The organism is Labrys sp. WJW, assembly GCF_001676615.1.
GTDB classification, from domain to species: domain Bacteria; phylum Pseudomonadota; class Alphaproteobacteria; order Rhizobiales; family Labraceae; genus Labrys; species Labrys sedimenti.
In genome coordinates this window covers 212700-237463 of record NZ_LYXZ01000056.1, presented here as the reverse complement: position 1 = coordinate 237463, position 24764 = coordinate 212700, and the positions used below count along the sequence as shown (strand labels likewise).

Sequence of the window (24764 nt, the reverse complement as noted above, 5' to 3'; positions counted from 1 at the left end):
CCTCACTTGGCCGGCTCGCCGGCCTTGCGGGTACCCGAGTTCTTGTCGTCGCGATAGCGGCCGAAAAGCTGGCCGCGCTCGAGTTCCGCCCGCTCCGCCGCATAGAAGGCCTGCAGGAAGTCGGTCGCCGCATTGGGCTCGAATGTACCCTGCCAGCCGATGCGCCGAATGATTTTCTCGGCGATCTCGCGATGGATCCGCCAGGTCTCGGTCCCGCCGGGCCGGCGGAGAATTTCCTCCAGCACCTGCAGCTCATAGGCGCCATAGGCCTGCAGCTGCGCCGAGGTGAAGCTGTAGCGGGCAGCGACCTTGGCCGATCCCTGGGTAAGGTCGAGGGCAAGGGCGCGTTTCGGCAGGGCGATCACCAGCGTGCCGCCGATCAGGTCGCCCGCCCGCAGATGATCGCGGTTGAAGAAAGGCAAGGCAGCGAGCAACACCACCCAGGCCAGCATCGAGAGCGCCTGCCAGGACTCTCCGCTGTTGGAGGCGCCGATCCACATGAAGAAGAGCTGCAGCGGCAGGAAGAACTCGACCTCGCGGGTCAGGTTGCGCGCTACCACGGCGGTCGGGGTCAGCACGCCCCCCCGGCGATCGATCACTTTCAGTCCCGTGGCGCGCTTGCCCGGCGTCGAGCCCTGCCAGGCCAGCTCGAAATGGATGAAATAGAGGTTGCGCAGCAAGAAGGAGAGGAAGGAGATCACCGTCACCGCGACATCGCTGCCGCCGCGCAGGAAGGTGGTCGCCAGCGCGATCCAGATCAGGATGGTGGCGCCGAACCAGATCACCAGGTCGATCAGGAAGGCACCCAGCCTTTCGCCGCGGTCGGCGACCTCGACATGGATGGCGACGCCTTCCGGCGTGACGATCTCGCGAGTGCGGCGCTGCCGCCCCTCGAGCAGTTGGGAAACGCGGTCACGCGGAGAGGCCATGCTGTGCCCCCTTGCCGCAATAGAGGAAATAGACGCCCCACAGCACGGCGGTGACGGCGGCGAAGGCGAAGCGCCAGGACGTCACATTGATGAGCTGGCGCAGGCCACCCTCGATGAAGCCCGCAATGAACAGCATGGCAACCGCACCGCAAGCGAGAACGGCGGCCTGCTTGCCGTGAATGGCGAGCGCTTCCAGGCGTGAATAGCGGCCGGGGAAAATGATCTTCTCGGCCACCACCAGGCCCGCGGCGCCGCACAGGATGAAGGCCCCGAGTTCGGTCACGCCGTGGATCGACAGCCAGCCGATGCAATCGATCAGGAGGCCGCGCTGATAGTGGATGGCCAGGAAGGCGCCGACGATCAACCCGTTATAGACCAGCAGCAGCAGTGTCGGCACGCCCGCCATGAAACCGACCCCGAAGGACAGGATGGCGACCATGCTGTTGTTCTGGAACAGGTAGTTGGCGAAGACGATGAAACCTTCCTTGAAGCCGTCCCAGGGCGCGAACAGGACGCTGCGCAGATATTCGGCGCTGGCACTCGGCCCCCGCCCTCCGGCCAGGCCGTCGGGAACGATGGCATTGAACCATTCGGCCTCGCTGTTCACCAGCACGAACCCAGCCGCAATGCCGAGCGCCATCGCGGCGAAGGCGATCAATATATGCCAGCCCGCCTTGCGCACGGCGTCGGGGAAGCCGTAGCGGAAGAAATGGCCCAACCCCGCCAGCAGGCTCGTGCGCGGCCCGTAGACCACCAGATAGGCCCGCAGCGTCAGGGCTTCGAGATAGCGCAGCAGATTGCGGTCGAGCGCAATGCTGCGGGCGACGGACAGCGAGGACAGAGCCGAGCGATAGAGCAGCGGCATCTTCTGCAATTCGTCGGCGGAGACACCGTTGATGCCGCGTTTTTCGACGCGCGTGACCAGGTCTTCGAGTTCCCGCCAGCTCTCCTCGCGTCCCCGCCGAAACTCGGCCGAGCGCAACACCACGTGGGCCCGAGGCTCGCCGGGCACGCCGATGATCGTCGGCGCCGGCCCGGCAGGACCGGTCGCAGGCAAGCTGGCATCCATGGCCGTCATAGCAGGCCCTCCTGCTTGATTTGGAGATAGCGATTGAGCAGAGCGACACTGAGCCCGCCAACCGGCACGTCGACGCAATGCACGCCGAGACGGGCGATGCGCTCCATCACGATCGCCCGCTCACGCGCGAAATCATGCGCCACCACGGCTTCCGCCACGATGCCGAAATCCTGCGGCTCGGCATTGACCAGCCGCGTGGTCAAAGGGTCCTGCAGCGTGACGAAGATCACGGCGTGACGGTTGGCCATGCGCTTCAGACTCTCGATCAGCAGTTCGGCCATCACGCTGTCGACGAATTCGGTGAACAGCACCACCAGGGCCCGGCGCTTCAGCCGCGCATTCAGTTCGGCGAGGCCGAGGGTGAAATTGGTCTCCTCGGTGTGATAGGCGAGCTGGGCGGCCGAGCGCTGCAACCGGGCGTAATAGGTGCTGCCCCGGCCCGGTTCGAGATAATGGCGGATGGTGGCATCGAAGCCGAAACTGCCGACGAGGTCGCCTGCCCTCAGCCCGGTCCAGCCCAGCATCAGCCCCGCCTCGATGGCGTGGTCGAGCCGCGCCAGGCCGTCGATCGGCTCGAGCATGAGATGGCCGGTGTCGAAGGCCAGCACGATCTGGTGGTTGCGCTCGATGCGGAATTCCTTCGACAGGAGCTTGCGATGGCGGGCCGACTGCTTCCAGTCGATCATGCGGGAATCGAGGCCGGGCACATGCTCGCGCAGCGTATCGAATTCGGTACCCTCGCCCTTCTGGTTCTGGGTCTTGGTGCCGTAGATCGCGCTTTTGCTCAGCGCCTGGATGGCCGGGCCGAAGGACATGCGGGCGGCAGGCAGAATCTCGATCTTGCGATCCAAGCTTTCCTTGAGGCGCCACTCCACCAATCCCAGCGGGCCCCGCCAGCGCAGCCACAGCGCTTCCAGCGTCACTACCCCGCGCCGCAAGGCGGTGAAGGGAATGCCGAGACTCTCCGGCGCCCCGCCGAAATGGCCTGCCACCATCGGCGGCGTCTCCAGCGGTCCGTCGAGATCGACCACCGCCTCGATCCTCACCGGGCGTGCCGACCTGGTGCTGCTCAGGGTCACCTCGATCGTCCCTTCATTGCCGACCGGCAGCCGCTTCGGGGCCTTGAGGTCGACCACCAGGCTACGTCGCGGCGGGATCAGCAGCGCGTCGACGGCGATCACCACCAGGGCCAGCAGGCTGAGGTCGAAGGAAAACGGCCACAGGGCCGGGTTCCACACCACCATCAACAAGGCGACGGGAATGCCGAGGCTGAACAGCAGGACGGCACGCGGTGTCGGCCGGATCATCGGGGTGCAGCCGTCTGGTCCAGGATTTCGTTGACGATACGGTCGGGGGTGAGGCCATCGATCTCGGCATTGGGCGCGAGCACGATGCGGTGGCGCAGGATCGGCCGCGCCAATCGCTTCACGTCGTCAGGAATGACGAAATCGCGCCCGTTCAGCGCCGCCAGGGCCCGCACGGAGGCCGCGAGCGCATTGGCGGCGCGGGTCGAGCCGCCCGTCTCGATCGCCGGATGCTGGCGGGTGGCGCGCACCACGTCGACGACATAGTCGATGATCTGCGGCGTCAGCACGATCTGTTCGCTGGTGGCCCTGAGATCGGCGAGCGTCGCCGGATCGGCCTGGGTCTGGATGCCGAAATCGGACAGCTTGGGCATGGCCGAGCGATGTCCGTGCTGGGTGACGATGGCTCTCTCCTCGTCACGGCTGGGATAGGTGACATCGATCTTGAAAAGGAAACGGTCGAGCTGCGCCTCGGGCAAGGGATAGGTTCCCTGCTGCTCGATCGGATTCTGGGTCGCCACCACCATGAAATCGGCACCGAGGGCATAGGTCTTGCCGTCGATGGTGACAGCCCTCTCGTTCATCGCCTGCAGCAAAGCCGCCTGCGTCTTGGGCGGGGTCCGGTTGATCTCATCCGCCAGCAGGAGGTCGGTAAAGATCGGCCCTTCGGTCAGGACGAACGTGTTGGTCTGGAAATTGAACAGATTTGTGCCGATCACGTCGCCCGGCATCATGTCGGGCGTGAACTGCACACGGCCGAATTTCAGCGACAAGGTCGAGGCGAAAGCCTGAGCCAGCAGGGTCTTGCCAGTGCCTGGCACGCCTTCGAGCAGGATATGCCCGCCGCAGAGCAGGCCGGTGAGCATCAGTTCGATGACTTCGTCCTGGCCAACGATGGCCTTGCCGACTTCCTTGCGGATGCCGTCAGCGATGTGGGCGACGCGCTGCAGTTCCATCGGAGATCTTTTCCTTCCAATCATGAATATCGCGCGCCGCCTGGAACAGGCCGGTCAGGGACGTACCCTGCCCCTCCTCCGCGCGGGCGAGAACGACAGAGGCTTTGGTCTCCAGCCCCCGCGACTCGCCGATTTTGTCGAGCCATTCCGCCAGCTTCTCGTCATCGAGCTGGCGGGGTGCGTGAAACAGCCGGCCGGCGTCGCGCAAGGTCGCGCGCACATAGCGGCGCATGACGAAGGCCTGGTGGCCGGCACGGTCGAGCAGCGTGGCCGTGTTGGTGATCAGGCGCTCCTTGCCGAGGTCGAACGCCGGTGGCGCCAGGCGTGGCTTGCCGAAACGGCTCGTGGTGGCCCAGGCCAACAGCGCCGTCGCAGCCAGCACGAGCAGGAGCACGATGACATAGGGAAACTGGAACAGTTTCTTGAAGGGGCTGTCGACATTGTTGACCATGCCATGGATGGTCTCGTCGAACACCACCTTGCCATCCCCGAGCTCGGCATCCCGCATGGCATTCAGCAGTGCAAGGGCGAACTCGGCGTTCCTGCCCTTGATCAGGCCGTGGTTCTCCACGAGATCGGGGTCGGCAAGAATCCAGACACGGCGCTCGCCGTCGAGTTTCTCGCCGATCAGCATGCCCTGGCGATTGCCGATGATCGGGGTCAACTCCTCGCTCTTGATGAGCTGGGCGCCGTCGTCGAAGGACGGGTTCACATCGAGATCGTTGCGGTCCCAGCTTTTGGGCGGATCGCCCCTGGTGACTTCGAGCTTGGACTCGACCAGCCGCGCAATGCTGGTGACCCAGGGAATGTCCATCGGGGTGGCGGACCGGATCCAGGCGGGCTTGCTCCGGTCGGCCAGCGCCCAACGCTTGGGCAGCACCAAGAGGACGTTGCTCTCGCGCCCCAGCCGAATGATGTCGTCCTTCGACAGGCTCGACGTCGGCTCGGCCATCACCAGCAAGCCGCCTTCGCCGGGGGCGACGGTGCCGTTGATGCGGCTGCGGGCGACCGGAATATCCAAGCGCCGGGCCAGTTCATAGAGGCCGGCATGTCCGATCGCCGAGACCGAGCGGGTGGTGGTACTGAAGCCCTGTTCCTCGGAAGGACCGTTCAGCATCAACAGCATGGACAGGGCGAAGACGGCCGTGGCCCCTGCGACCAGCACGGCGAGGACGGGGCCGGAGAAGGTGGCTTTTTCGCTCATGCCGCCCTCGCCTGCATCGCGTCGGTCAGGATCTCGTAACTCTGCCGGCAAGCGGTGTAATCCCACTCCTCGGCGGGGCTTTCGCCGAAATAGACGGGCTCGACCCGCCCGATGATATCGGCCAATGCCTGCTTGCCTCGGTCGGGTAGCGACAAGGCCCGAAGAATTTCGCGGCTGGTCAGCGAGTCCGCGAAGCTGACATTGAGCCTTTTTCGCACCTCGATCAGGCTGCGCAGCAGCAAGGCATGCATGGCCTCGGCAAGGCGGCCCTGCCGTGCCAATTCATCGGCCTCGATCTGGGCCACCACCATGCGCTCGACCGAAGCGGCCTGGGCGGAGACATCCGTCTCGACACGCGCGGCCAGCTTGCGCCGCCCGAGCACCGGCAGGCGGTCCCGCATCGTCCAGATCGCGAAAATGAGGCCCGCGGCGATGGCGGCATAGAGCAGGACGCTCAGCAAGGTTCCCAATGAAGGATTCCAGACCCGCGGTGCCCGCTCGTCCTGCTTTGGCTCGGTCTTGGGCGTCACAACCTCGCCCTTGTTGCCGGGCAGATCGGGTTGGAGGCCAAGATCGCGCGCGATGTCCCGGGCCACGGCCTGGGGATCGGAAGCAGCGAAAACCGGCATTGCCGGCGCCAACGCGAGGAGAACCGCCAGGCCGGCGACAGCCGGCATGGTTCTTCCCGTCAGATTTTTTCGACTCCGTTCCCGCACCAAACCGCCAATCAGCCCCGCTTCATATCCGCGAACATGGCGTGACGGTGGATCCGGAGCAAGCGCCCAGGGAACACATTCACATCGCCCCGGTCGAATTCTTCCACCAGCGGAAGCATGGCGGTAGGCCGTTGCCGGTGAACGGATCATTCGCGAATCCGTTCCATTTTTGTTCATATGTGCCTTCTACCTTTTATAAAGCTCGTCCGCCGAATCGCTGGGCGGATTCGTTTCTCACCACGCGAGAGCAAGGCATGAATGCGCAGGCAGCCCTTCTTGTGCCCGAGGAGCTGGTTCAATCGCCCGCCGATCTTCTCGCCGGGCTGAACGAGAACCAGCGCCGCGCGGTCGAACATGGTTCCGGCCAGCCGGCCGGTCCCCTGCTGATCATTGCCGGTGCCGGATCGGGCAAGACCAACACGCTGGCCCACCGGGTTGCCCATCTCATTGCCGAAGGCGCTGATCCCAGGCGCATTCTCCTCCTGACCTTCTCGCGTCGAGCTTCCTCTGAGATGATTAGGCGGGTCGAGCGGATCACTGCCAAGGTCATGGGAGCGAAAGGGGCGACACTGAGCGAAGGGCTGACTTGGGCCGGCACGTTCCACGCCGTCGGCGCCCGCCTCCTGCGTGAATATGCCTACCAGATCGGCCTCGATCCCTCCTTCACCATTCACGACCGGGAGGATTCTGCCGACCTGATCAATCTGGTGCGCCACGAGCTCGGATTCTCCAAGACGGAGAACCGCTTCCCGAGCAAGGGCACGTGCCTCGCCATCTATTCGCGGGTGGTCAACGCGCAGGACGAACTCGAAAATGTGCTGAAAGAGGCCTTTCCCTGGTGCCTGGCCTGGGCGGCGGAACTCCGCAGCCTGTTTGCTGCCTATGTCGAGGCCAAGCTCGCCAACAATGTGCTCGACTATGACGACCTGCTGCTGTGGTGGTCGCACATGGTGGCCGAGCCGATGATCGCCGCCGATATTTCGGTGCGTTTCGACCATGTCCTGGTCGATGAATACCAGGACACCAACCGCCTGCAATCCTCGATCCTCAAGGCGCTCAAGCCGGACGGACGTGGCGTCACGGTGGTCGGCGACGACGCTCAGTCGATCTATTCCTTCCGTGCCGCCACCGTGCGCAACATCCTCGACTTTCCGGCACAGTTCTCGCCGGCGGCCGAGATCATCACGCTCGACCGCAACTACCGTTCGACCCAGCCCATCCTGGCGGCGGCCAATGCCGTGATCGCCCTTGCCAGCGAGCGCTTCACCAAGAATTTATGGACGGAGCGGCAATCGACCGAACGTCCCCAGCTCGTCACCGTGAGGGACGAGGCCGGACAGGCCGATTTCGTGGCCGGACAGATCCTGGAGAACCGCGAAAGCGGCATGACGTTCAAGCAGCAGGCCGTGCTGTTTCGCGCCTCCCACCACTCCGGCCCGCTCGAGGTCGAACTGACCCGCCGCAACATTCCCTTCGTGAAGTTCGGCGGGCTGAAATTCCTCGATGCCTCCCACGTCAAGGACATGCTGGCCCTGTTGCGCTGGGCGCAGAATCCGCGCGATCGCGTTGCCGGTTTCCGCGTCCTGCAACTGCTGCCGGGCGTCGGTCCTACCTCCGCCGCCAATGTCCTCGATGCCGTCGGCGTCGACGATATCGCCGCCTTGCCCGCCCCGCCCCGCGCCGGTGCGGACTGGCCGGATTTCATCGATCTGGCCGCCAGCCTGCACAAGGGACTGAGCGACTGGCCCGGGGAGATCGAGCGCGTTCGCCGCTGGTACGAGCCCCATCTCGAGCGCATGCATGAGGATGCCGCAGCGCGCCGTGCCGATCTTCTCCAGCTCGAACAGATCGCCGCGGGCTACGAGTCCCGCGAGCGCTTCCTCACCGAGCTGACGCTCGATCCGCCCAGCGCCACTAGCGACGAAGCGGGCCCTCCCTTGCGGGACGAGGATTATCTCATCCTCTCCACCATCCATTCGGCCAAGGGGCAGGAATGGAAAGCGGTGTTCGTGCTCAACACGGTGGATGGCTGCCTGCCGGCGGATCTTGCCGCCGGCACCAAGAACGACCTGGAGGAGGAACGCCGACTGCTCTATGTCGCGATGACCCGCGCGCGCGACAGCCTGCACCTCGTGATGCCGCAGCGCTTCTTCACCCATGGCCAGCATTCCCAGGGCGACCGGCATGTCTATGCCAACCGCACCCGCTTCATCCCGTCTGCGATCCTCGACCGCTTCCAGCAGGTGATGTGGCCGAGGGTGGCAGCCTCCGATGCCCGGCAACAAAGCGGCATCCACAGCTCGATCGACCTGCGCGACCGCATGCGCGGCATGTGGCGTTGAGACCTGCAGGTGGGCGTGCCATGGTCCGGCCATGTGTGGACGGATCATGCAGCGCAGCCCGGACCTGCCGGGCCTTCAGACGGAACCGGGGGCCACGCCGGAAGAGGTCGCCCGTGCCTGGGAAGCCCATTTCAACGGGGCGCCGGCCCAGCACTTCTGGGTGATCCGCCGTCAGCCTCGGTCTGCCGCCTATGTCCACGACCTCCTGCAATGGGGGCTCATTCCCAACTGGGTGAAGGACCCGGGCGATTGGCCCAAGCCCATCAACGCCCGTTGCGAAGGCATCCAGACCAAGCCTTCCTTCCGCGATGCCTACAAGGCCCGGCGCTGCCTCGTCCCGATCGATCTCTTCTTCGAATGGATGAAGATCCTCGAGGCGGACGGCAAGCCGGTGAAAGGGGCGAAGCAGCCCTATGCCATTGCCATGAAGGATCACCGTCCCTTCGCCGTCGCCGGTGTCTGGGAAAGCTGGGTCGACAAGGCCTCCGGCGAGATCACGCGCAGCTTCGCCATCGTCACCTGCCCGGCCAATGCACTGATGGCGACGATCCATGACCGCATGCCGGTGATCCTCGCCCCGGAGAACCATCGGCGCTGGCTCGACAACATCGAGCCCGATCCCTTCGACCTGATGGTGCCCTTTCTGCCCGAGCTGATGGAGATCTGGCCGATTTCGTCGCGCGTCAACAGTCCGGCCAACAATGCTGAGGACGTAGCGGCACCGGTGTGAGGAGGCTGGGAGCGCGGACTTCCAGTCCGCTCTTTGAAACACCACGCTGACAGAAAGAGAAGAGCGGACTGGAAGTCTGCGCTCCAAAGCCCCCTTGACCTTCCAATGACTGGAAGGTTTACCTATCTAGGCAATGACCTGGAAAGGGATTGCCCCATGTCTCCGACTTTGAGTTCTCCAACTTTGAGCCCCGCGACTTTCGACATCGCCATCGAGGGCATGACCTGCGCGTCCTGCGTTCGCCGCGTGGAGAAAGCCATCGCCGCCACGCCGGGCGTCGTACAGGCAGCCGTCAATCTCGCCACCGAGCGAGCCCAGGTCTCCTTCGAAGGGCCGGTCAATTTGCCCCCCGTGCTGGCCGCCATCGCCAAGGCGGGTTATGGCGCCCATGTAATCGAGGACGACCATGCGGAAGATCCCGAGCGCACGGCCCGCAAGGCTGAGATTGCCACGCTCCGCCGGGACCTAGCGCTTGCGGCCGTGCTGACCATACCGGTCTTCCTGGTCGAGATGGGCGGGCACCTGATACCGGCCCTCCACCACACCGTTCAGATGAATCTGGGCCAGTGGAACTGGTATGCCCAGTTCGTGCTGATCAGCCTGGTGCTGTTCGGTCCGGGACTGCGTTTCTTCGTCAAGGGCATTCCCGCTTTGCTGCGCGGCGCTCCGGACATGAACGCACTGGTCGCCCTCGGCGCCGGTGCCGCCTGGCTGTTTTCGGTGGTCGCGACCTTCCTGCCCGCGGCCCTGCCGGAAGGCACGGCCTATGTCTATTACGAGGCCGCCGGCGTCATCGTCACGCTGATCCTGCTCGGCCGCTATCTCGAGGCACGCGCCAAGGGCGAGACCAGCGAGGCGATCCGCAAACTGGCCGGTCTGCAGGCCAAGACGGCCCTGCGGCTGCGCGATGGCTCGGAGACCGAGGTGCCGATCGCCGAGCTCCAGCCGGGAGACATCATCCGGGTTCGCCCCGGCGAGAAGATCGCCGTCGATGGCGAAATCGTCGAAGGTTCCTCCTACGTGGACGAGTCGATGATCTCCGGCGAGGCGATACCGGTCACCAAGGGCGTCGGTGCCGAGGTCATCGGCGGGACCATCAACAAAACCGGCAGTTTCGCGTTCCGGGCGACGAAGGTGGGCTCGCAGACCCTGCTCGCCCAGATCATCCGCATGGTCGAGGCGGCCCAGGGCGCCAAGCTGCCGATCCAGGCGCTGGTCGACAAGGTCACGGCCTGGTTCGTGCCCGCCGTCATCGCCATCGCGACGCTGACCTTCATCGCCTGGTTGCTGCTCGGCCCGAACCCCGCCCTCACCTTCGCCCTCGTCAATGCCGTGGCCGTGCTGATCATCGCCTGCCCCTGCGCGATGGGCTTGGCAACCCCCACGTCGATCATGGTGGCGACCGGGCGCGCGGCCGAGCTCGGCGTGCTCTTCCGGCGCGGCGATGCCCTGCAAGGCCTGCGTGACGTCAAGATCGTCGCCTTCGACAAGACGGGCACCCTCACCCAGGGTGAACCTGCGGTCACCGATATCGAAACCGCTCCCGGCTTTTCGGAGAATGAGGTTCTCGCCTTGCTGGCCTCGGTGGAGGCACGCTCGGAACATCCTCTGGCCACGGCCGTCGTCAAGGCCGCCCGCGAGCGCAAGCTCGCCATTCCCCCGGCAGCCGCTTTCGAGGCAATCCCGGGGCGCGGCGCCCTCGCCCTCGTCGACGGCCGGAAGGTCGCGATCGGCTCGTCACGCTGGATGGCGGAGCAGGGCATCGATGCCGGAGCGCTCGCCGCCCGCGCGGAGGCCCTCGGCGAACAGGCCAAGACGCCCCTTTTCGCGGCCGTCGACGGCAGGATCGCCGCGGTCATCGCCGTCGCCGATCCGATCAAGCCCACGGCCAAGGCCGCCGTCGCAGCCCTCAAGGCACTTGGTATCGAGGTCGCCATGGTGACGGGTGACGCCCGGCGGACGGCGCAGGCGATTGCGGCAAGGCTCGGGATCGAAACCATCGAGGCCGAAGTCCTGCCCGACGGCAAGGCCGAGATCGTGCAGCGGCTCGCGGCCAGAGGGGGCAAGATTGCCTTTGTCGGCGACGGCATCAACGATGCGCCTGCCCTTGCCACCGCCGATGTCGGCATCGCCATCGGCACGGGGACCGACGTCGCCATCGAAAGCGCGGCCGTGGTGCTGATGGCGGGTGACCCCAACGGCGTCGTCAAAGCCATCGGCCTGTCGCGAGCGACCATGCGCAATATCGGCCAGAACCTGTTCTGGGCCTTCGCCTACAACATTGCGCTGATCCCCGTCGCGGCCGGCGCGCTCTATGCCGTCAACGGCACCCTGCTCTCGCCAATGCTCGCAGCCGGCGCCATGGCGCTCTCCAGCGTCTTCGTGGTGACCAACGCCCTCCGGCTCAAGAGCTACCGACCCGCAGCTCCATCGACACAGGCGATAGGCACACATGCCTTAAATTCATCGAATTGATTCAATGGAATATCGAAGAAACCTCATCACGATTCGAGAATCGTGATGAAGCTTTCTCAGCAAGGAAAAACAGGAAAAACCGTCATGAACATCGGTGAGGCATCCTCCGCTTCCGGCGTTTCAGCCAAGATGATCCGCTACTACGAATCCATCGGATTGATGCCAAGCGCAGCCCGCACCGAAGCGGGCTATCGCGTCTATGCCGACAGCGACATCCACACGCTGCGCTTCATCCGGCGCAGCCGCGACCTCGGCTTTTCCGTCGAGCAGATGGAAACCCTGCTTGCCTTGTGGAGTGACCGCAGCCGGGCCAGCGCCGACGTCAAGAGCATAGCGGCGGCTCACATCACCGAGCTCGAACGCAAGGCGCGCGAGATCGAGGGGATGGCGAAGACTCTGCGTCACCTCGTCCATAATTGCCACGGCGACAACCGGCCCAATTGCCCGATCCTGGAGGATCTCTCCCATGGCGAGGAGGCCGCGCCCCCCAAGCCCAAGCCCAAACGCCGCCAAGCGTGATGATGCTGACGAGATAAGCTAGCTTCCCACGATGCCTGCCCAACCGATTCTGCGCTTTCCCGATCCGCGCTTGCGCCTTCCCGCAGCCCCGGTCACCGCTTTCGACGCCGATCTGGCAGTTCTTGCCCAGGATCTGCTCGACACCATGCGGGCCGCGCCCGGCATCGGCATCACCGCCCCGCATCTGGGCATCGCCAAGCGCCTTACGGTGCTCGAATTGCCCGGCGAGAACAGGGTGCGAGTCTATGTCAATCCAGCCATCGTCTGGTCTTCGCAGGATAAGCGAGAGCACGTCGAAGGCAGCGTCTCCATGCCTGGAGTGACCGAGACGGTCGAACGCCCGGCGCGCGTGCGCGTGACCTTCCAGACACTCGAAGGAACGCAGGAAACGGAAGAAGCCGATGGCCTCCTCGCCGTCTGCTTGCAGCACGAGATCGACCAGCTCGACGGCATCTTCTGGATACAGTGCTTGTCGCGCCTGAAACGCGAGCGGGTCATCAAGCGTTTTCAAAAGCGATCCTGATGCCGGCCGGCCCCGCAGCTCACAAAATCTTGCCGGGGCTGTCGGCTTGTCCGGGTATCGAACGTCCTTGGGAGATCGAAGCAGGAGGAAGCTGAAATGACCTATGTCGACGGTTTCGTTGTCGCCGTGCCCAAGCAAAACCTCAAGGCCTACGAGGAAATGGCTCGTCTCGGCGGCCAGGTGTGGATGGAACATGGCGCACTCAGCTATGTCGAATACGTCGCCGACGATGTCCCCTATGGTGAAGTCACGTCCTTTCCGCGCGCCGTTCAGGCCAAGGAGGACGAAATCGTCATCTTCTCCTGGGTGACCTACCGCTCGCGCGAGGAGCGCGATGCCGTCATGGCCAAGGTGATGGCCGATCCCCGGCTGGAGGGCAGCATGGCGAACGCGCCCTTCGACGGCAAGCGCATGATCTTTGGCGGGTTCACCAGCCTGATCGAGATGTAGGCCAGATCCTCATCGCCGCTTGTTCATAGGGGTCAATCCAAGTCATCAGAATTGGTGTGCCGATCTCCAGATCGGCATCTTTTCGACAGACATATCGCTACCCAGAATGCCGATCTGAAGATCAGCACACCAACATAAGTGCTCTTGTCCGTCAGGTTAGCACACGGCCCGCCCTGTCCCCATCAAGCCATCGCGGCGGCATAGCGATCCGGCTTGAAGCCGACAAGCAGCTTGCCATTGCCGAGATCGAGGACGGGCCGCTTGATCATGGTCGGCTCGGCCAGCATCAAGTCGATTGCCTTGGCTCGGTCGATGCCCTGCTTGTCGCCTTCGGACAAGGCCCGGAAGGTCGTGCTGGTCTTGTTCAGCAGGACTTCCCAGCCGACCTTGTCCGCCCAGGCATCCAGATGCGCGCGATCGATGCCTTCGACCCGATAATCGTGAAAGGCATAGGCCTTGCCATGGGTCTCGAGCCAGGTCCGCGCCTTCTTCATGGTATCGCAGGTCTTGATGCCGTAGATCGTCACACTCATGTCAGATCCTGACTCCTGGGCTGATTGAAGCCCTCTTTTCCGTCGAGAAATAAAGCAAGGCAAGCACCGGCAGGGCAAAGCCGAGCCAGGACGTTGCCGTCCAGCCGCCATGGGCATAGACCCAGCCGCCCAGAGCCGAGCCGAGGGCGCCGCCCACGAAGAAGGTCGCCATATAGACGCCGTTGAGACGGCTGCGATATTCCGCCCCCAGATTGTAGATCAGCCGCTGACCGAGCACGACATTGGCCGAGACGCCGAAATCGAGCGCGATCGCGGCCGTGACCAAAAGGCCGAGGGACAGGTTCGATCCTGGCTCGGCCAGATGGGTGAGCAGAAAGCTGACCGCGCCGAGCGTCATGGCGAAGGCCGAGGCCGGACGGACCCAGCCGCGATCGGCAATCCGTCCGGCGATGGGAGCCGCCACTGCGCCTGCCGCTCCGGCCAGCGCGAACAGCGCGATGCCCGATTGCGTCATGCCGAAGGCAGGGCTTGCCAGCAACAGCGGGGTGCAGGTCCAGAACACACTGAAGGCGCCGAACATGCAGGCCTGATAGAGCGCACGCCGGCGCAGGATCGGCGTGGTGCGCATCAAGGTCGCCATCGAGAGCAGAAGCCGGCCGTAGGACGGAGCCGGCGGCGGCTGGCGTTTCGGCAAGGCGCGGGCCAGCACAACGCCCAGCACCAGCATGGCAACGATGGAGACGAGGAACACCATGTGCCAGGAGCTGAAATAGGTGATCAGGCTCGATACCGGGCGGGCCAGCATGATGCCGACCATCAGCCCGCTCATCACATTGCCGACCACCCTGCCCCGCCGCGCCTCGGGCGCCAGATGCGCGGCAAAGGGTACGAGGATCTGCACGGCCACGGAACCGAGCCCGATCAGCAAGGCGGAGACCAGGAATTGCAGGCTGCTGCGGGCCAGCATGGCCCCCGCCAGAGCAATGACGGCCAGCATCATCACCCAGAGGATGAGCTTGCGATTCTCGATCAGATCGCCGAGGGGCACCAGGAACAGCAGACCGGCGCCGTAGCCGATCTGCGTCATCGTCACGATCAGCCCGGCTGCGCCCGGCGACATGCCGAGATCGACGCTGATCAGACCGACCAGCGGCTGGGCATAATAGATATTCGCGGCGATGAGGCCACAGGCCGCCGCAATCAGCAGGGTAATCCAGCCGGAGGCCACGGGCTCATGCGTAGCCTCGCCCGTCGTTGCAATGCGGGACATCAAATCTCACAAAAGAAAAGGCATGCAGCTACCCCGGCCGGGGAAGGCGTCATGCGGAGCTGAAAGGAATTCAGCCCCTCTTTTGTCATGGGTGATGCCGGCTTGGCCAGCCCTTGTCCGATGAAAACCCTGCGCATCAGGCCAGTCTGATGCGTTCTCCGCTCGCCGGGTCGAACAGGCGCAGATCGCCGGGAGCGATCGCCAGCCTCACGACCTCGCCTGCCGTCAAGGCAGGGCGCTCGGTGGTGAACAGCTTCAGGCCCTGCCCACCGATCTCCAGATGCGCCACCGTACCGAGACCTGTCGGCTCGACCAGATCGACGCGAGCCGGCACGTTGCCGTCCGGCGAGAGTGCCGCACGCTCCGGACGAATGCCGACGACGATCTTCTCGGGCAGGCGCTGGCCCGGCAGGACGGCAAGCACCGTATCCCCGACGCGCAGGGTCGTACCGCCCTCGCCCGGCTGCGCCTGGGCATCCAGAAAGTTCATCGCCGGCGAACCGATGAAGCCGGCCACGAACATGTTGGCGGGATCGTCATAGAGTTCGAGCGGCGCGCCGACCTGCTGGATCACGCCCCCGTTCATGGCGACGATGCGATCGGCCATGGTCATCGCCTCGATCTGGTCATGCGTGACATAGACCGAGGTCGCACCGAGATCCCGGTGCAGCTTGCGGATCTCGAAACGCATCTGCTCGCGCAGGCGGGCATCGAGATTGGAGAGCGGCTCGTCGAACAGGAAGGCCTTGGGATTGCGCACGATGGCGCGTCCCATGGCGACACGCTGGCGCTGCCCGCCCGACAATTGCCGCGGCTTGCGGTCCTGCAGGGCCTCCAGGCCGAGTTTGGCCCCGGCCTTGGTCACTGCGCTCGAGATGAAATCGGCTGCTTTCTTCCGCAGCTTGAGCGCATAGCTCATATTGTCGCGCACGCTCATATGCGGATAGAGCGCGTAGGACTGGAACACCATGGCGATGTCGCGATCCCTAGGCGGCAGGTCGTTCACCGTGGCGCCATCGATGAGGATCTGCCCCTGGCTGGTGTCCTCCAGACCGGCGATGAGACGCAGCAGGGTCGACTTGCCGCAGCCGGAGGGGCCGACCAGCACCACGAATTCGCCCGAGGCGATGGAGAGGTCGATGCCCTTGAGGATGGGCAAGGCGCCGTAGTTCTTGCGGACGGCTTTCACTTCGATATTGGCCATCGGAATAACCCTTTCAGCCCTTCACGGCGCCAGCCGTGAGGCCCTGGACCAGGTAACGCTGGATCAGGAAGAAGAAGATGCAGACGGGGATGAGCGCGAGCACGCCGGCCGCCATCATCTGCCCGAAATCCACCGCGAACTTCGAGACGAAGTTGAGCAGCCCCACCGGGAAGGTGATCACGCTGTCCTTGGTGTTGAGCATCAGGGCGAAGAGCAGTTCGCTCCAGGCAGCGGTGAAGACGAAGCCGAGCGTGGCGGCAATGCCGGGCATGGTCAGGGGCAGGATGATCTGGCGCAGCGCCCCGAAGCGCGTGGCGCCGTCGATCATCGCCGCTTCCTCCAGGTCCTTCGGGATGCCGTCGAAGAAGGACTGCATCAGGAAGGCTGCGAACGGGACGTTATAGGCGGTATAGATGATGATCAGGCCGGTCAGGCTGTTGTTGAGGCCGAGCGGCTGGAACAGCTTGAAGATCGGCGCGATCGTCATTACCAGCGGGAACATCTGGGTAATCAGCATCAGCCCGACCAGCCAGAACTTCCCCTTGTAGACGAAGCGCGAGAAGCTGTAGCCGGCCCCGGCCGCCAGAAATGTGGTGAACAGGGCGGTGAAGCCGGAGATGATCACGCTGTTGCGGAAGAACAGCGGAAAATCCGTGTGACGGATCACCGAGGTATAGTGATCGAAGCTGAAGCGCGACGGCCACAGCTTCACCCCCTCGCTGTAGAGCAGGTCATTTGGCGTGACAGAGACCTTGAACAGCCAGTACAGCGGAAACAGGGCGAAGGCCAGGAACAGGCCGATCAGCGTGTAGTGCAGGGCCCAATAGAGGGATCGACGTGTGGAGCGGCGCATAGTCATCCCTTCCGGATCAGCATTTGCCGGAGCGCGATCAGCGTGGAGGCATAGGCGAGCAGCAGCACGAGCAGCACCAGCGAGATCGCCGAGGCATAACCGAAATCGAGGCGCTTATAGGCCTGCGTGTAGATGTAGCTGGCCACGATCTGGGTCGAATCCGCCGGCCCGCCCCCGGTCATCACCACGATGAGATCGGCCGAATTGGCGATCCAGACGGCGCGCAGCAGCACCGTGATGGCAATTGTCGGCGCCAGGAACGGTATGGTGATCGAGGTGAAGCGCTTGAGCGGCCCGGCACCATCGATCTCAGCGGCCTCGTAGATATCCTGCGGAATGGATTGCAGGGCGGCCAGCAGGGTGATGGCGAAGAAGGGGAAGCCCCACCAGACATTGGCGACGATCGGTCCCCAGATGGCATGGGTCGGGCTGGACAGAAGATTGTCGGGCGCGGACATCACCCCCAGTCCGGACAGCCAATGCGGCAAGGGGCCGACAATGGGGTTGAACATCCAGGCCCAGTTGAGGCCGGACAGGAAGCTGGGCACGGCCCAAGGCAGGAACACCAGGGCCTGCACCACGCCGCGTCCGGGGAAAGGCCGGTTCAACAGCAAGGCCAGGATGAGTCCCAGCACGAATTGCAGCGCGACCGAGATCACGGTCCACAAAACCGTATTGGAGAGAGCGTTCCAGAAATTCAGGTCGCCCCACAACGTGCGGAAATGCTCGAGGCCGACATAGCCTCCCCCGAACGGCTTCAGGAGTTGGATATCACGGAATGCGTAGGACATGCCGATCGCCAGCGGCACGAGCATGATCGCCACGATCAGGATGATCGAAGGGGTGGCATAGAGCCAGGGTTCGAGCGCCAGCCAGGCGCTTCGGCTGCGCCGTCTGGTTTGAATGGGGATGTCTGCCAGAGCCATGATGATCCGATCGGGAACGGGCTGGGGACCGAGAAGGCAGCCGGCGCGCCCAACCGTCCCTTCTCCCCTTGCGGGTACGTCCGCTCCGCTTGGAGTGGACCGGGTGCCGGCAGGCGGATGAGGGGTTCCAGCGCCCCCCTGGAGAGGTCGCATATCTCCCCTCATCCGGCAGTTCGTGCCACCTTCTCCCGTAAGAGGAGAAGGAAGACGCGCAGAGCCTACGGAACGGTTATTTCTTCTTTGCCAGGTAGGCCTGCTGAGCCTTGGTCAGATATTCGGCCCATTGGCTGGCAAGCTGGTCAGGCGCGAGCTGGCCAAGCAAGGCCTGCTGCGTGGTCTTCAGTGCGATGGAGCTGTCGAAGAAGGCCCACTCCTCGAGATGGAACGGCATGACCAGCGGCACCACATTGGGATCCCGCAGTTCGTCGAACCAGCCCTTGAACTTGGGATCGGCGTAGAAGGGATCCTGCTCCGCCGCCTTGTAGATCGGCAGGGCGCCGGTGCGCTTGTTCCACGCGATATTGCCTTCGGGGCTGTCCAGCGCCGCGATCAGTTTCCAGGCCAGATCCTTGTTCTCCGAGGCGGCGAACATCGACCAGGAGGCATAGCCCAGGGTCGGGAAGCTCTTGCCGGCCGGCCCCTTGGGCATGGGAGCGACGTCGTAGTCGTCCTTGCTCATCTTGTCGGCCACGGCGATCAGCGCATCCGGATCCTGGTCGAGCATGGCACAGGTACCGGAATAGAAGCCGGTGACGATCTCGTTGAAACCCCAGTTCACGCTGTCCTTGGGGACGTAGCCGTTCTTGTAGAGATCGACGAACACGCTGAGGCCCTTCACCCAGGCAGGGTCGGCCATGGTGGAGGTGCCGTCTGGCTTGAAGAAGGTGTCGTTGCCGGCCGCGGTCGCACCCATCATCATCCAGCCATTGAGGCCGCCCGGGCCGCCGCGCAGGCAGTAGCCGAACTTGCCGGGAATGGCGGAAATCTTCTTGGCGCTCTCGACGAACTCGTCAATCGTCTTGGGCGGATTGTCGATGCCGGCCTGCTTGAACAGCTTCTTGTTGTAGAACATCGCGCGCAGATAGAAGCCGTAGGGCAATCCATAGGCGGTGTTGTTGATGTAGCGCCCCATTTGGAGCGTCTTGTCGTTGAGATCCTTGGTGTGGTCCCACTTGGCCAGATAGGGCTCGAGGTTCTCCAGCATGCCGTTATTGGCGTAGAGCGAGATCCAGCGATCCGGCATCTCGACCACATCGGGCGTATCGCCCGCCGAAACCATGGTGGCGAACTTCTCGAAGGCCTGGCCCCAGGGCAGCGAAGTGATCTCGACCTTCACGCCGGGATTGGCGTCCTCGAAGGTCTTAACGATCTGCTTGAGCGTCTCCGTACGCTCGGGGCTGGTGATGACTTCCGTCAGCTTGAGCGTGGTATCCGCCCAAGCAGGCAAGGTCATGGCCAGCGACGCCGTGGCGGCCAGCAGCAGTTTCTTGAACATTGAGACTCCCCTCTCTTGTTATTGCGCTTCACTTCCAAGGTCGTCCCGGACGCCTTCCGGCGGATTGCGTCCGGGCTCGCCCTATCTCTTCGCGGCTGATAGCGCCTGGGTGATGTCGCCCCACAGCGCATCCACGCCCTCGAGGCCCACATGCAGCCGCACCATGCGTTCGGGCACGCCGAAATCGACGGCCGAATTGGGACCGGCGTTCTGCCCACGCCCCACCAGGGCCGGCACCACCAGGCTTTCATGCCCACCCCAGCTCACGCCGATCTTGAACAGGCGCAGGGCGTTGCAGAAGGCGGGAATGTCGACACTGTCGTCGAATTCGAAGGAAAACAGGCCGGAGGTGCCGCTCAGGCCGGGTGGCAGGCTGTTGCCGAGACCAGGATGATGGACCGCCACCACTTCGGGCAGCTCGCCGAGCCTCCGGGCCACGGCGAGGCCGGCGGCCTCATGCGCCTTCATGCGTGTCGGCAGTGTGCGCAGACCGCGCAACAGCAGCCAGGCCTCGAACGGCGCCAGCTTGGCGCCCAGATACGGGGTGATGGTGCGCCGGATAATGTCGACAAGCTCCTTGCGGCCCGCCACCACGCCGGCAACCACATCCGAATGACCGCCGATATATTTGGAAGCCGAGTGCACGACGAGATCGACGCCGAGGCGCACCGGCTGCTGGAACACCGGTGAAGCCCAGCTGTTGTCGATGATGCTGACCACCCCATGCTTGCGCGCCAGCGCCGTGAGGACGGGAATGTCCTGCGTCTCCATCATCCAGCTGTTCGGGCTCTCCAAATAAAGCAGCTTGGCACCCGGCAGGGCCGCCGCCACGGCCTCGGCATCGCGGCCGTCGACATAAACCGTCTCGACCTTCCAGCGCTTCAGCAAGGTCTCGAACAGGCGATAGGCATCGGGATAGACATGCCGCACGCAGACGATCCGATCGCCCGGCTCGACGAAGGCCAAAACGCTGGAGGAAATCGCACCCATGCCGCTGGCAAAGCCGATGGCATCCTCGGTACGCTCCAGTTCGGCGATCTTCTGCTCGAACAACCGTGTGGTGGGATTGCCGACGCGCGAATAGACCGGGCGCACCTGTTCACCGCGATAGGTCGCCGCCATCTCCTCGAAGCTCGAGAAGGTGAACAACGAGGTCTGCACGATCGGCGGCACGACGGCCTCGAAGGCATGGACATCGTCATGCGCGACGACGAGGCTGGCATAATCGAGATCATCCGTTGCCTGCGGCATCCGGTGGTCGGTCATTTGGACATGTCCTTGATGTCTTCTTCGACAATTTCGAGAATGGCGAGCGTCTTTAAACGCGCCGTCTGCGGATCGCGCTGGACGATGGCGTCGAAGAGCTCACGATGGAAACGAAAGGAACGGCGAGCGAAATCCGGACGGTCGAACGGCTCTTCGAAGAAATTCTCGAAGGCGCCGCGCATCTGTTCCAGGAGTTGGCCGAATAAAGGATTATGGCTGGCGTCATAGATGGCCAGATGGAAGGCGAGATCCTCGGGGCCGGAGGTGCCCTTCTCCAGATGCACGGCCTCCATGATATCGAGCTTGGCTTCGATGACGGCGATATCGCCGGGCGTCGCCCTGAGGGCAGCCAGAGCGCTCACCTCGGTTTCGAGCCCACGCCGAACTTCCAGCGTTTGCAGCAGACGGTCGCGCAGCAAGGTGGCATCGATCACCAGCGGCATATGGATGGCGTCGGCCGAGAACGCCCGCTTGAGATAGGTGCCGCTGCCCTTGCGGGACTCGACCACGCCCAGAGCCTGCAGCTTGCGGATGACTTCTCTCACCGTGGAGCGACCGACCGCCAGCGTCTGCATCAGCTGCCGTTCGGTTGGCAAACGCTCGCCCGGCTTGACGCCGGAGGTGGCGATGAAGGTACCGATCGCTCGCATCACATCATCCGCCCTGTCGGCGGATGGCAGCGGAGCAAGTCCCTGGAGAGACGGCGTGCTCAAATGCGGCTTCCGGATGATGCTTTAAAATTGGTCTGACATCTGACTATTTTTCGAGGCAGGTTCGATTGTCAAGGAGAAAGTCAGACTAACTGCGATCCCTGGTTGCAGGCAGGGTGCTTCCGGTCGCTCTGAAGACCGGGCTCAGTTGCCTGCCATGCTCACTCCGCAATTGCATTCCGGCCCGTCTTGGCGCAAAGGAACGCGTTTCATGAGACAGACGGAAAGAAAGCGGACATGGCGGTGATCGAAGCAGCGCAAGAGACGGCCGAGGGCAAGACGGCCCCGACGGTCTCCTATGTCTCGCTGGGTTGCCCCAAGGCCCTGGTCGATTCCGAGCGCATCCTCACCCAGCTCAGGGCCGAGGGCTATGGCATCACCCGCAACCACAAGGGCGCCGACCTCGTCATCGTCAACACCTGCGGCTTCCTCGATTCAGCCAAGGCGGAGTCCCTCGGTGCCATCGGCGATGCCATGGCCGAGAACGGCAAGGTGATCGTCACCGGCTGCATGGGTGCCGAGCCCGACCCGATCCTGGAGAAATTTCCCAACGTCTTCGCCGTCACCGGGCCGCAGCAATATGAGACGGTGGTCGAGGCCGTGCACAAGGCCGCGCCTCCGGCGCATGATCCCTATACGGATCTGGTGCCGCCGCAGGGCCTAAAGCTCACACCACGGCATTACGCTTATTTAAAGATTTCAGAGGGTTGCAACAATCGCTGCAGCTTCTGCATCATCCCCAAGTTGCGCGGCGACCTCGTCTCCCGCCCGGCCGGCGACGTGATGCGCGAGGCCGAGAAGCTGGTAAAGGCCGGCGTCAAGGAATTGCTGGTGATCAGCCAGGACACCTCGGCCTATGGCGTCGACATCCGCTATGCGGAGAGCCCCTGGCAGGGCGAGCCCCTGAAGGCCAAGTTCTACGATCTCTCCAAGGCCCTGGGCGAGCTCGGGGTCTGGGTGCGCATGCACTATGTCTACCCCTACCCGCATGTCGACGACGTCATTCCGCTGATGGCGGAACGCAAGATCCTGCCCTATCTCGACATCCCCTTCCAGCACGCCTCCCCAACGGTGCTGAAGGCGATGCGCCGCCCCGGCAACCAGGAGAAGGTGTTGGAGCGCATCCATAAATGGCGCGATATCTGCCCCGACATCACCCTGCGCTCCACCTTCATCGTCGGCTTCCCCGGCGAGACCGACGAGGATTTCGAACTGCTGCTCGACTGGCTGCGCGAAGCCCAGCTCGATCGCGTCGGCTGCTTCGAATATGAGCCCGTGGCCGGCGCCACTGCCAATGATCTTGGCCTGATGCCGGTGCCGGACGAGGTGAAAAAGCAGCGCCATCGCCGCTTCATGGAAACCCAGCAGCAGATCTCGGTCCGCAAGCTGAAGAACAAGGTCGGCAAGCGCCTATCCGTCATCATCGACGAGACCGGGCCGACCGTCGCCAAGGGCCGCTCCATGGCCGACGCGCCGGAAATCGACGGCGCCGTCTACGTCGCCAGCCGTCGCCCGCTGCGGGTCGGCGACATCGTCACCGTGAAGATCGAGCGCTCGGACGCCTACGACCTGCACGGCATCGCGGTCTGACGACAGACGGTCGTACGCTCCTACCCAACCAACCTGCCACAGCGAATTTGGCGACACGACTCGCCGGGAATCCTGCACGCCCTTGGGCGATCCGCGGCAACTGAAATCGTGGTCTCTTGCATCTACCGGATCGGCCTCATCCCGGCATTTTCGGCGGCATGAAACGCCTCGGCTCTCGTCGCAATACCGAGAGGGAAACTTATATCCAGCGCTCACTCAGGCCGCGATGACGTGCAACGTCGCCTCTGAGGCCAAGATTTTCTCATGCCCAATCCAACTATTCATCGTTTGGCACCGGCCTGATTTGCTCCTATCCGGAGTCCCAGCGGGCAGACGATCGGCGGTGCAGGAAAGCGCCGACGATGCGAGCCTCTTCCGGGACACAACCCGAAAATGGAGTTGGGAATGAATTTCTCGTTGTCGCACGGGCGGTTTGTCGCCATGTCCACATTTGCGGCGTCCATGCTCGTCGCCGCGTCGGCATGGGCTCAGACATCCCTTGGGCAGGATCGCCTCCAGCATGTCGTCGATGGCACGATCAAGCCTCTGATGGAACGCAATGCCATTCCCGGCATGGCCGTTGCCGTCATCGCCGACGGCAAGCAATTCGTCTTCAATTATGGCCTTGCCTCGCAGGAAGGCGGACAGAAGGTCACGGATTCAACGCTTTTCGAGATGGGCTCGATCAGCAAGACCTTCACGGCTACCCTCGCAGCCTATGGCGTGGCGCGTGGCGCCTTCTCCCTGTCGGACAAGGCGGGGCAGAGATTGCCGGCTCTTGCCGGCAGCGACCTCGACAATGTCAGCCTGCTCGACCTTGCGACTTATACGGCCGGCGGCCTGCCCTTGCAGTTCCCGGACGAGGTCACTGACGATGCCAGGATGATCGCCTATTACAAGGCATGGCACCCGGCCTTCCCGCCCGGCACCCACAGGCTCTATTCCAATCCGAGCATCGGCCTGTTCGGCTACCTCGCCGCAGGGGCGATGGGAAAACCCTTCGACGATCTCATGCAGACGGAGTTGCTGCCCCTGCTCGGCCTCTCCAACACCTATGTCAGGGTACCGCAGGAGCGGATGGCCGACTATGCCTGGGGCATTACCAAGGATGGCAGGCCCATCCGGGTGTCGCCAGGCCCCATGGATGCCGAGGCCTATGGCATCAAGACGACGGCGACCGACCTCATCCGCTTCGTCGAGGCCAATATCAATGGGTCCCGGCTGGATGAAACGCTCCGGCGCGCTATCGCCGCCACGCATGTCGGCTACTACAAGGTAGGCGTGATGCAGCAGGGGCTCGGATGGGAGATGTACACTTATCCAACCACGCTCGAGCGCCTGCTCGCCGGAAACTCGGCCAAGATGGCTTTCGAACCGCATGAGGCGCACAAGCTCATGCCGCCACAGCCGGCTCGGCGTGACATGCTGTTCAACAAGACCGGCTCCACCAACGGCTTTGGAGGTTATGTCGCCTATGTGCCGGCCAGGGGCATCGGCATCGCGATCCTGGCCAACAAGAACTATCCCATTCCGGATCGGATCAAGGCGGCCTGGCAGATCCTGAGCGCACTCGACGGCCAGAAAAGGTCGGCGTCCAAGCCCTGAGACGCACTCGTCATTCCTGCGACAGCTCGACAACGCCCTGCACCTCCGCGGTGCAGGGCTTTTTCGTGCCGTTTGTCCTTCCGCCGAAACCGGAGAGCCACAGCCGCCGACCGACATCCATCTTG

The 24764-nt window shown here is 63.8% G+C and carries 21 protein-coding genes and 1 pseudogene; 8 read left to right on the top strand and 14 right to left on the bottom strand.

Features of this window, described 5'->3' with window-relative positions; genetic code table 11:
- Positions 1–2: 2 nt before the first annotated feature.
- From BA190_RS29095 to BA190_RS29070, 6 genes are read right to left on the bottom strand one after another with little or no spacing between them, the layout of a single operon-like run.
- Positions 3–929 (bottom strand): RDD family protein, encoded by a 927-nt coding sequence (locus BA190_RS29095; RefSeq protein ID WP_068296244.1) that lies wholly within the window; start codon positions 927–929, stop codon positions 3–5.
- Complete coding sequence (locus tag BA190_RS29090; RefSeq protein ID WP_245314985.1) at positions 913–2007, bottom strand: stage II sporulation protein M; 1095 nt, start codon at positions 2005–2007, stop codon at positions 913–915. Before BA190_RS29090 ends, BA190_RS29095 begins: the two co-directional genes overlap by 17 nt.
- Positions 2004–3314, bottom strand: coding sequence for a DUF58 domain-containing protein (locus tag BA190_RS29085; RefSeq protein ID WP_068296241.1), 1311 nt, complete (start codon positions 3312–3314; stop codon positions 2004–2006). The genes BA190_RS29090 and BA190_RS29085 overlap by 4 nt, the downstream gene beginning before the upstream one ends.
- The gene (locus tag BA190_RS29080) at positions 3311–4267 is read right to left on the bottom strand and encodes a MoxR family ATPase (protein WP_068296238.1); all 957 of its coding nucleotides are present in this window, start codon (positions 4265–4267) and stop codon (positions 3311–3313) included. The genes BA190_RS29085 and BA190_RS29080 overlap by 4 nt, the downstream gene beginning before the upstream one ends.
- Positions 4236–5471, bottom strand: a complete 1236-nt coding sequence (locus tag BA190_RS29075; RefSeq protein WP_068296235.1) for a DUF4350 domain-containing protein — start codon at positions 5469–5471, stop codon at positions 4236–4238. The genes BA190_RS29080 and BA190_RS29075 overlap by 32 nt, the downstream gene beginning before the upstream one ends.
- Entirely contained in the window at positions 5468–6148 is a 681-nt protein-coding gene (locus BA190_RS29070; RefSeq protein WP_068296233.1) for a hypothetical protein, read from the bottom strand. Before BA190_RS29070 ends, BA190_RS29075 begins: the two co-directional genes overlap by 4 nt.
- A gap of 293 nt (positions 6149–6441) precedes the next feature.
- Here BA190_RS29070 and BA190_RS29065 point away from each other — a divergent pair, with 293 nt between their 5' ends.
- The 6 genes and pseudogenes from BA190_RS29065 (at position 6442) to BA190_RS29040 (ending at position 13226) form a co-directional block, all read left to right on the top strand.
- Positions 6442–8529 carry an ATP-dependent helicase gene (locus BA190_RS29065; RefSeq protein WP_082980104.1) on the top strand — a complete coding sequence of 696 codons (2088 nt, stop codon included), beginning with the start codon at positions 6442–6444 and terminating at the stop codon, positions 8527–8529.
- 31 nt (positions 8530–8560) lie between these two features.
- Entirely contained in the window at positions 8561–9259 is a 699-nt protein-coding gene (locus BA190_RS29060) for an SOS response-associated peptidase (protein ID WP_068296230.1), read from the top strand.
- Positions 9260–9460: 201 nt separating this feature from the next.
- Positions 9461–11734, top strand: a pseudogene (locus tag BA190_RS29055) (heavy metal translocating P-type ATPase); the annotation flags it as partial.
- A gap of 84 nt (positions 11735–11818) precedes the next feature.
- Positions 11819–12253: a Cu(I)-responsive transcriptional regulator gene (cueR, locus tag BA190_RS29050; RefSeq protein ID WP_068296224.1), complete on the top strand. Its 435-nt coding sequence runs from the start codon at positions 11819–11821 to the stop codon at positions 12251–12253.
- A 31-nt stretch (positions 12254–12284) separates the two neighbouring features.
- The gene (locus BA190_RS29045) at positions 12285–12776 is read left to right on the top strand and encodes a peptide deformylase (RefSeq protein WP_068296222.1); all 492 of its coding nucleotides are present in this window, start codon (positions 12285–12287) and stop codon (positions 12774–12776) included.
- A gap of 96 nt (positions 12777–12872) precedes the next feature.
- Positions 12873–13226, top strand: a complete 354-nt coding sequence (locus BA190_RS29040; protein WP_068296219.1) for a DUF1428 domain-containing protein — start codon at positions 12873–12875, stop codon at positions 13224–13226.
- A gap of 182 nt (positions 13227–13408) precedes the next feature.
- Here BA190_RS29040 and BA190_RS29035 read toward each other — a convergent pair whose 3' ends face one another.
- The 8 genes from BA190_RS29035 to BA190_RS29000 form a co-directional block, all read right to left on the bottom strand.
- Complete coding sequence (locus BA190_RS29035) at positions 13409–13759, bottom strand: ArsC family reductase (protein ID WP_068296217.1); 351 nt, start codon at positions 13757–13759, stop codon at positions 13409–13411.
- Between the two features lies 1 nt (position 13760).
- Positions 13761–14990: an MFS transporter gene (locus BA190_RS29030; protein ID WP_068296215.1), complete on the bottom strand. Its 1230-nt coding sequence runs from the start codon at positions 14988–14990 to the stop codon at positions 13761–13763.
- Positions 14991–15126: 136 nt separating this feature from the next.
- A complete protein-coding gene (locus tag BA190_RS29025) occupies positions 15127–16194 on the bottom strand; it encodes an ABC transporter ATP-binding protein (protein ID WP_068296212.1) in 1068 nt (355 codons plus the stop codon).
- Positions 16195–16207: 13 nt separating this feature from the next.
- Entirely contained in the window at positions 16208–17047 is an 840-nt protein-coding gene (locus tag BA190_RS29020) for a carbohydrate ABC transporter permease (protein WP_068296209.1), read from the bottom strand.
- A gap of 2 nt (positions 17048–17049) precedes the next feature.
- Positions 17050–17973 (bottom strand): carbohydrate ABC transporter permease, encoded by a 924-nt coding sequence (locus tag BA190_RS29015; RefSeq protein WP_068296206.1) that lies wholly within the window; start codon positions 17971–17973, stop codon positions 17050–17052.
- 229 nt (positions 17974–18202) lie between these two features.
- Positions 18203–19468 (bottom strand): sugar ABC transporter substrate-binding protein, encoded by a 1266-nt coding sequence (locus tag BA190_RS29010; RefSeq protein WP_068296203.1) that lies wholly within the window; start codon positions 19466–19468, stop codon positions 18203–18205.
- Between the two features lie 81 nt (positions 19469–19549).
- Positions 19550–20719: a PLP-dependent transferase gene (locus BA190_RS29005; protein WP_068296365.1), complete on the bottom strand. Its 1170-nt coding sequence runs from the start codon at positions 20717–20719 to the stop codon at positions 19550–19552.
- Positions 20720–20730: 11 nt separating this feature from the next.
- Positions 20731–21384, bottom strand: a complete 654-nt coding sequence (locus BA190_RS29000; protein ID WP_082980102.1) for a FadR/GntR family transcriptional regulator — start codon at positions 21382–21384, stop codon at positions 20731–20733.
- 297 nt (positions 21385–21681) lie between these two features.
- Here BA190_RS29000 and rimO point away from each other — a divergent pair, with 297 nt between their 5' ends.
- The gene (gene rimO, locus BA190_RS28995) at positions 21682–23034 is read left to right on the top strand and encodes a 30S ribosomal protein S12 methylthiotransferase RimO (RefSeq protein ID WP_068296194.1); all 1353 of its coding nucleotides are present in this window, start codon (positions 21682–21684) and stop codon (positions 23032–23034) included.
- A gap of 405 nt (positions 23035–23439) precedes the next feature.
- Positions 23440–24639, top strand: a complete 1200-nt coding sequence (gene ampC / locus BA190_RS28990; protein WP_068296191.1) for a class C beta-lactamase — start codon at positions 23440–23442, stop codon at positions 24637–24639.
- The last annotated feature ends 125 nt before the right edge of the window (positions 24640–24764 follow it).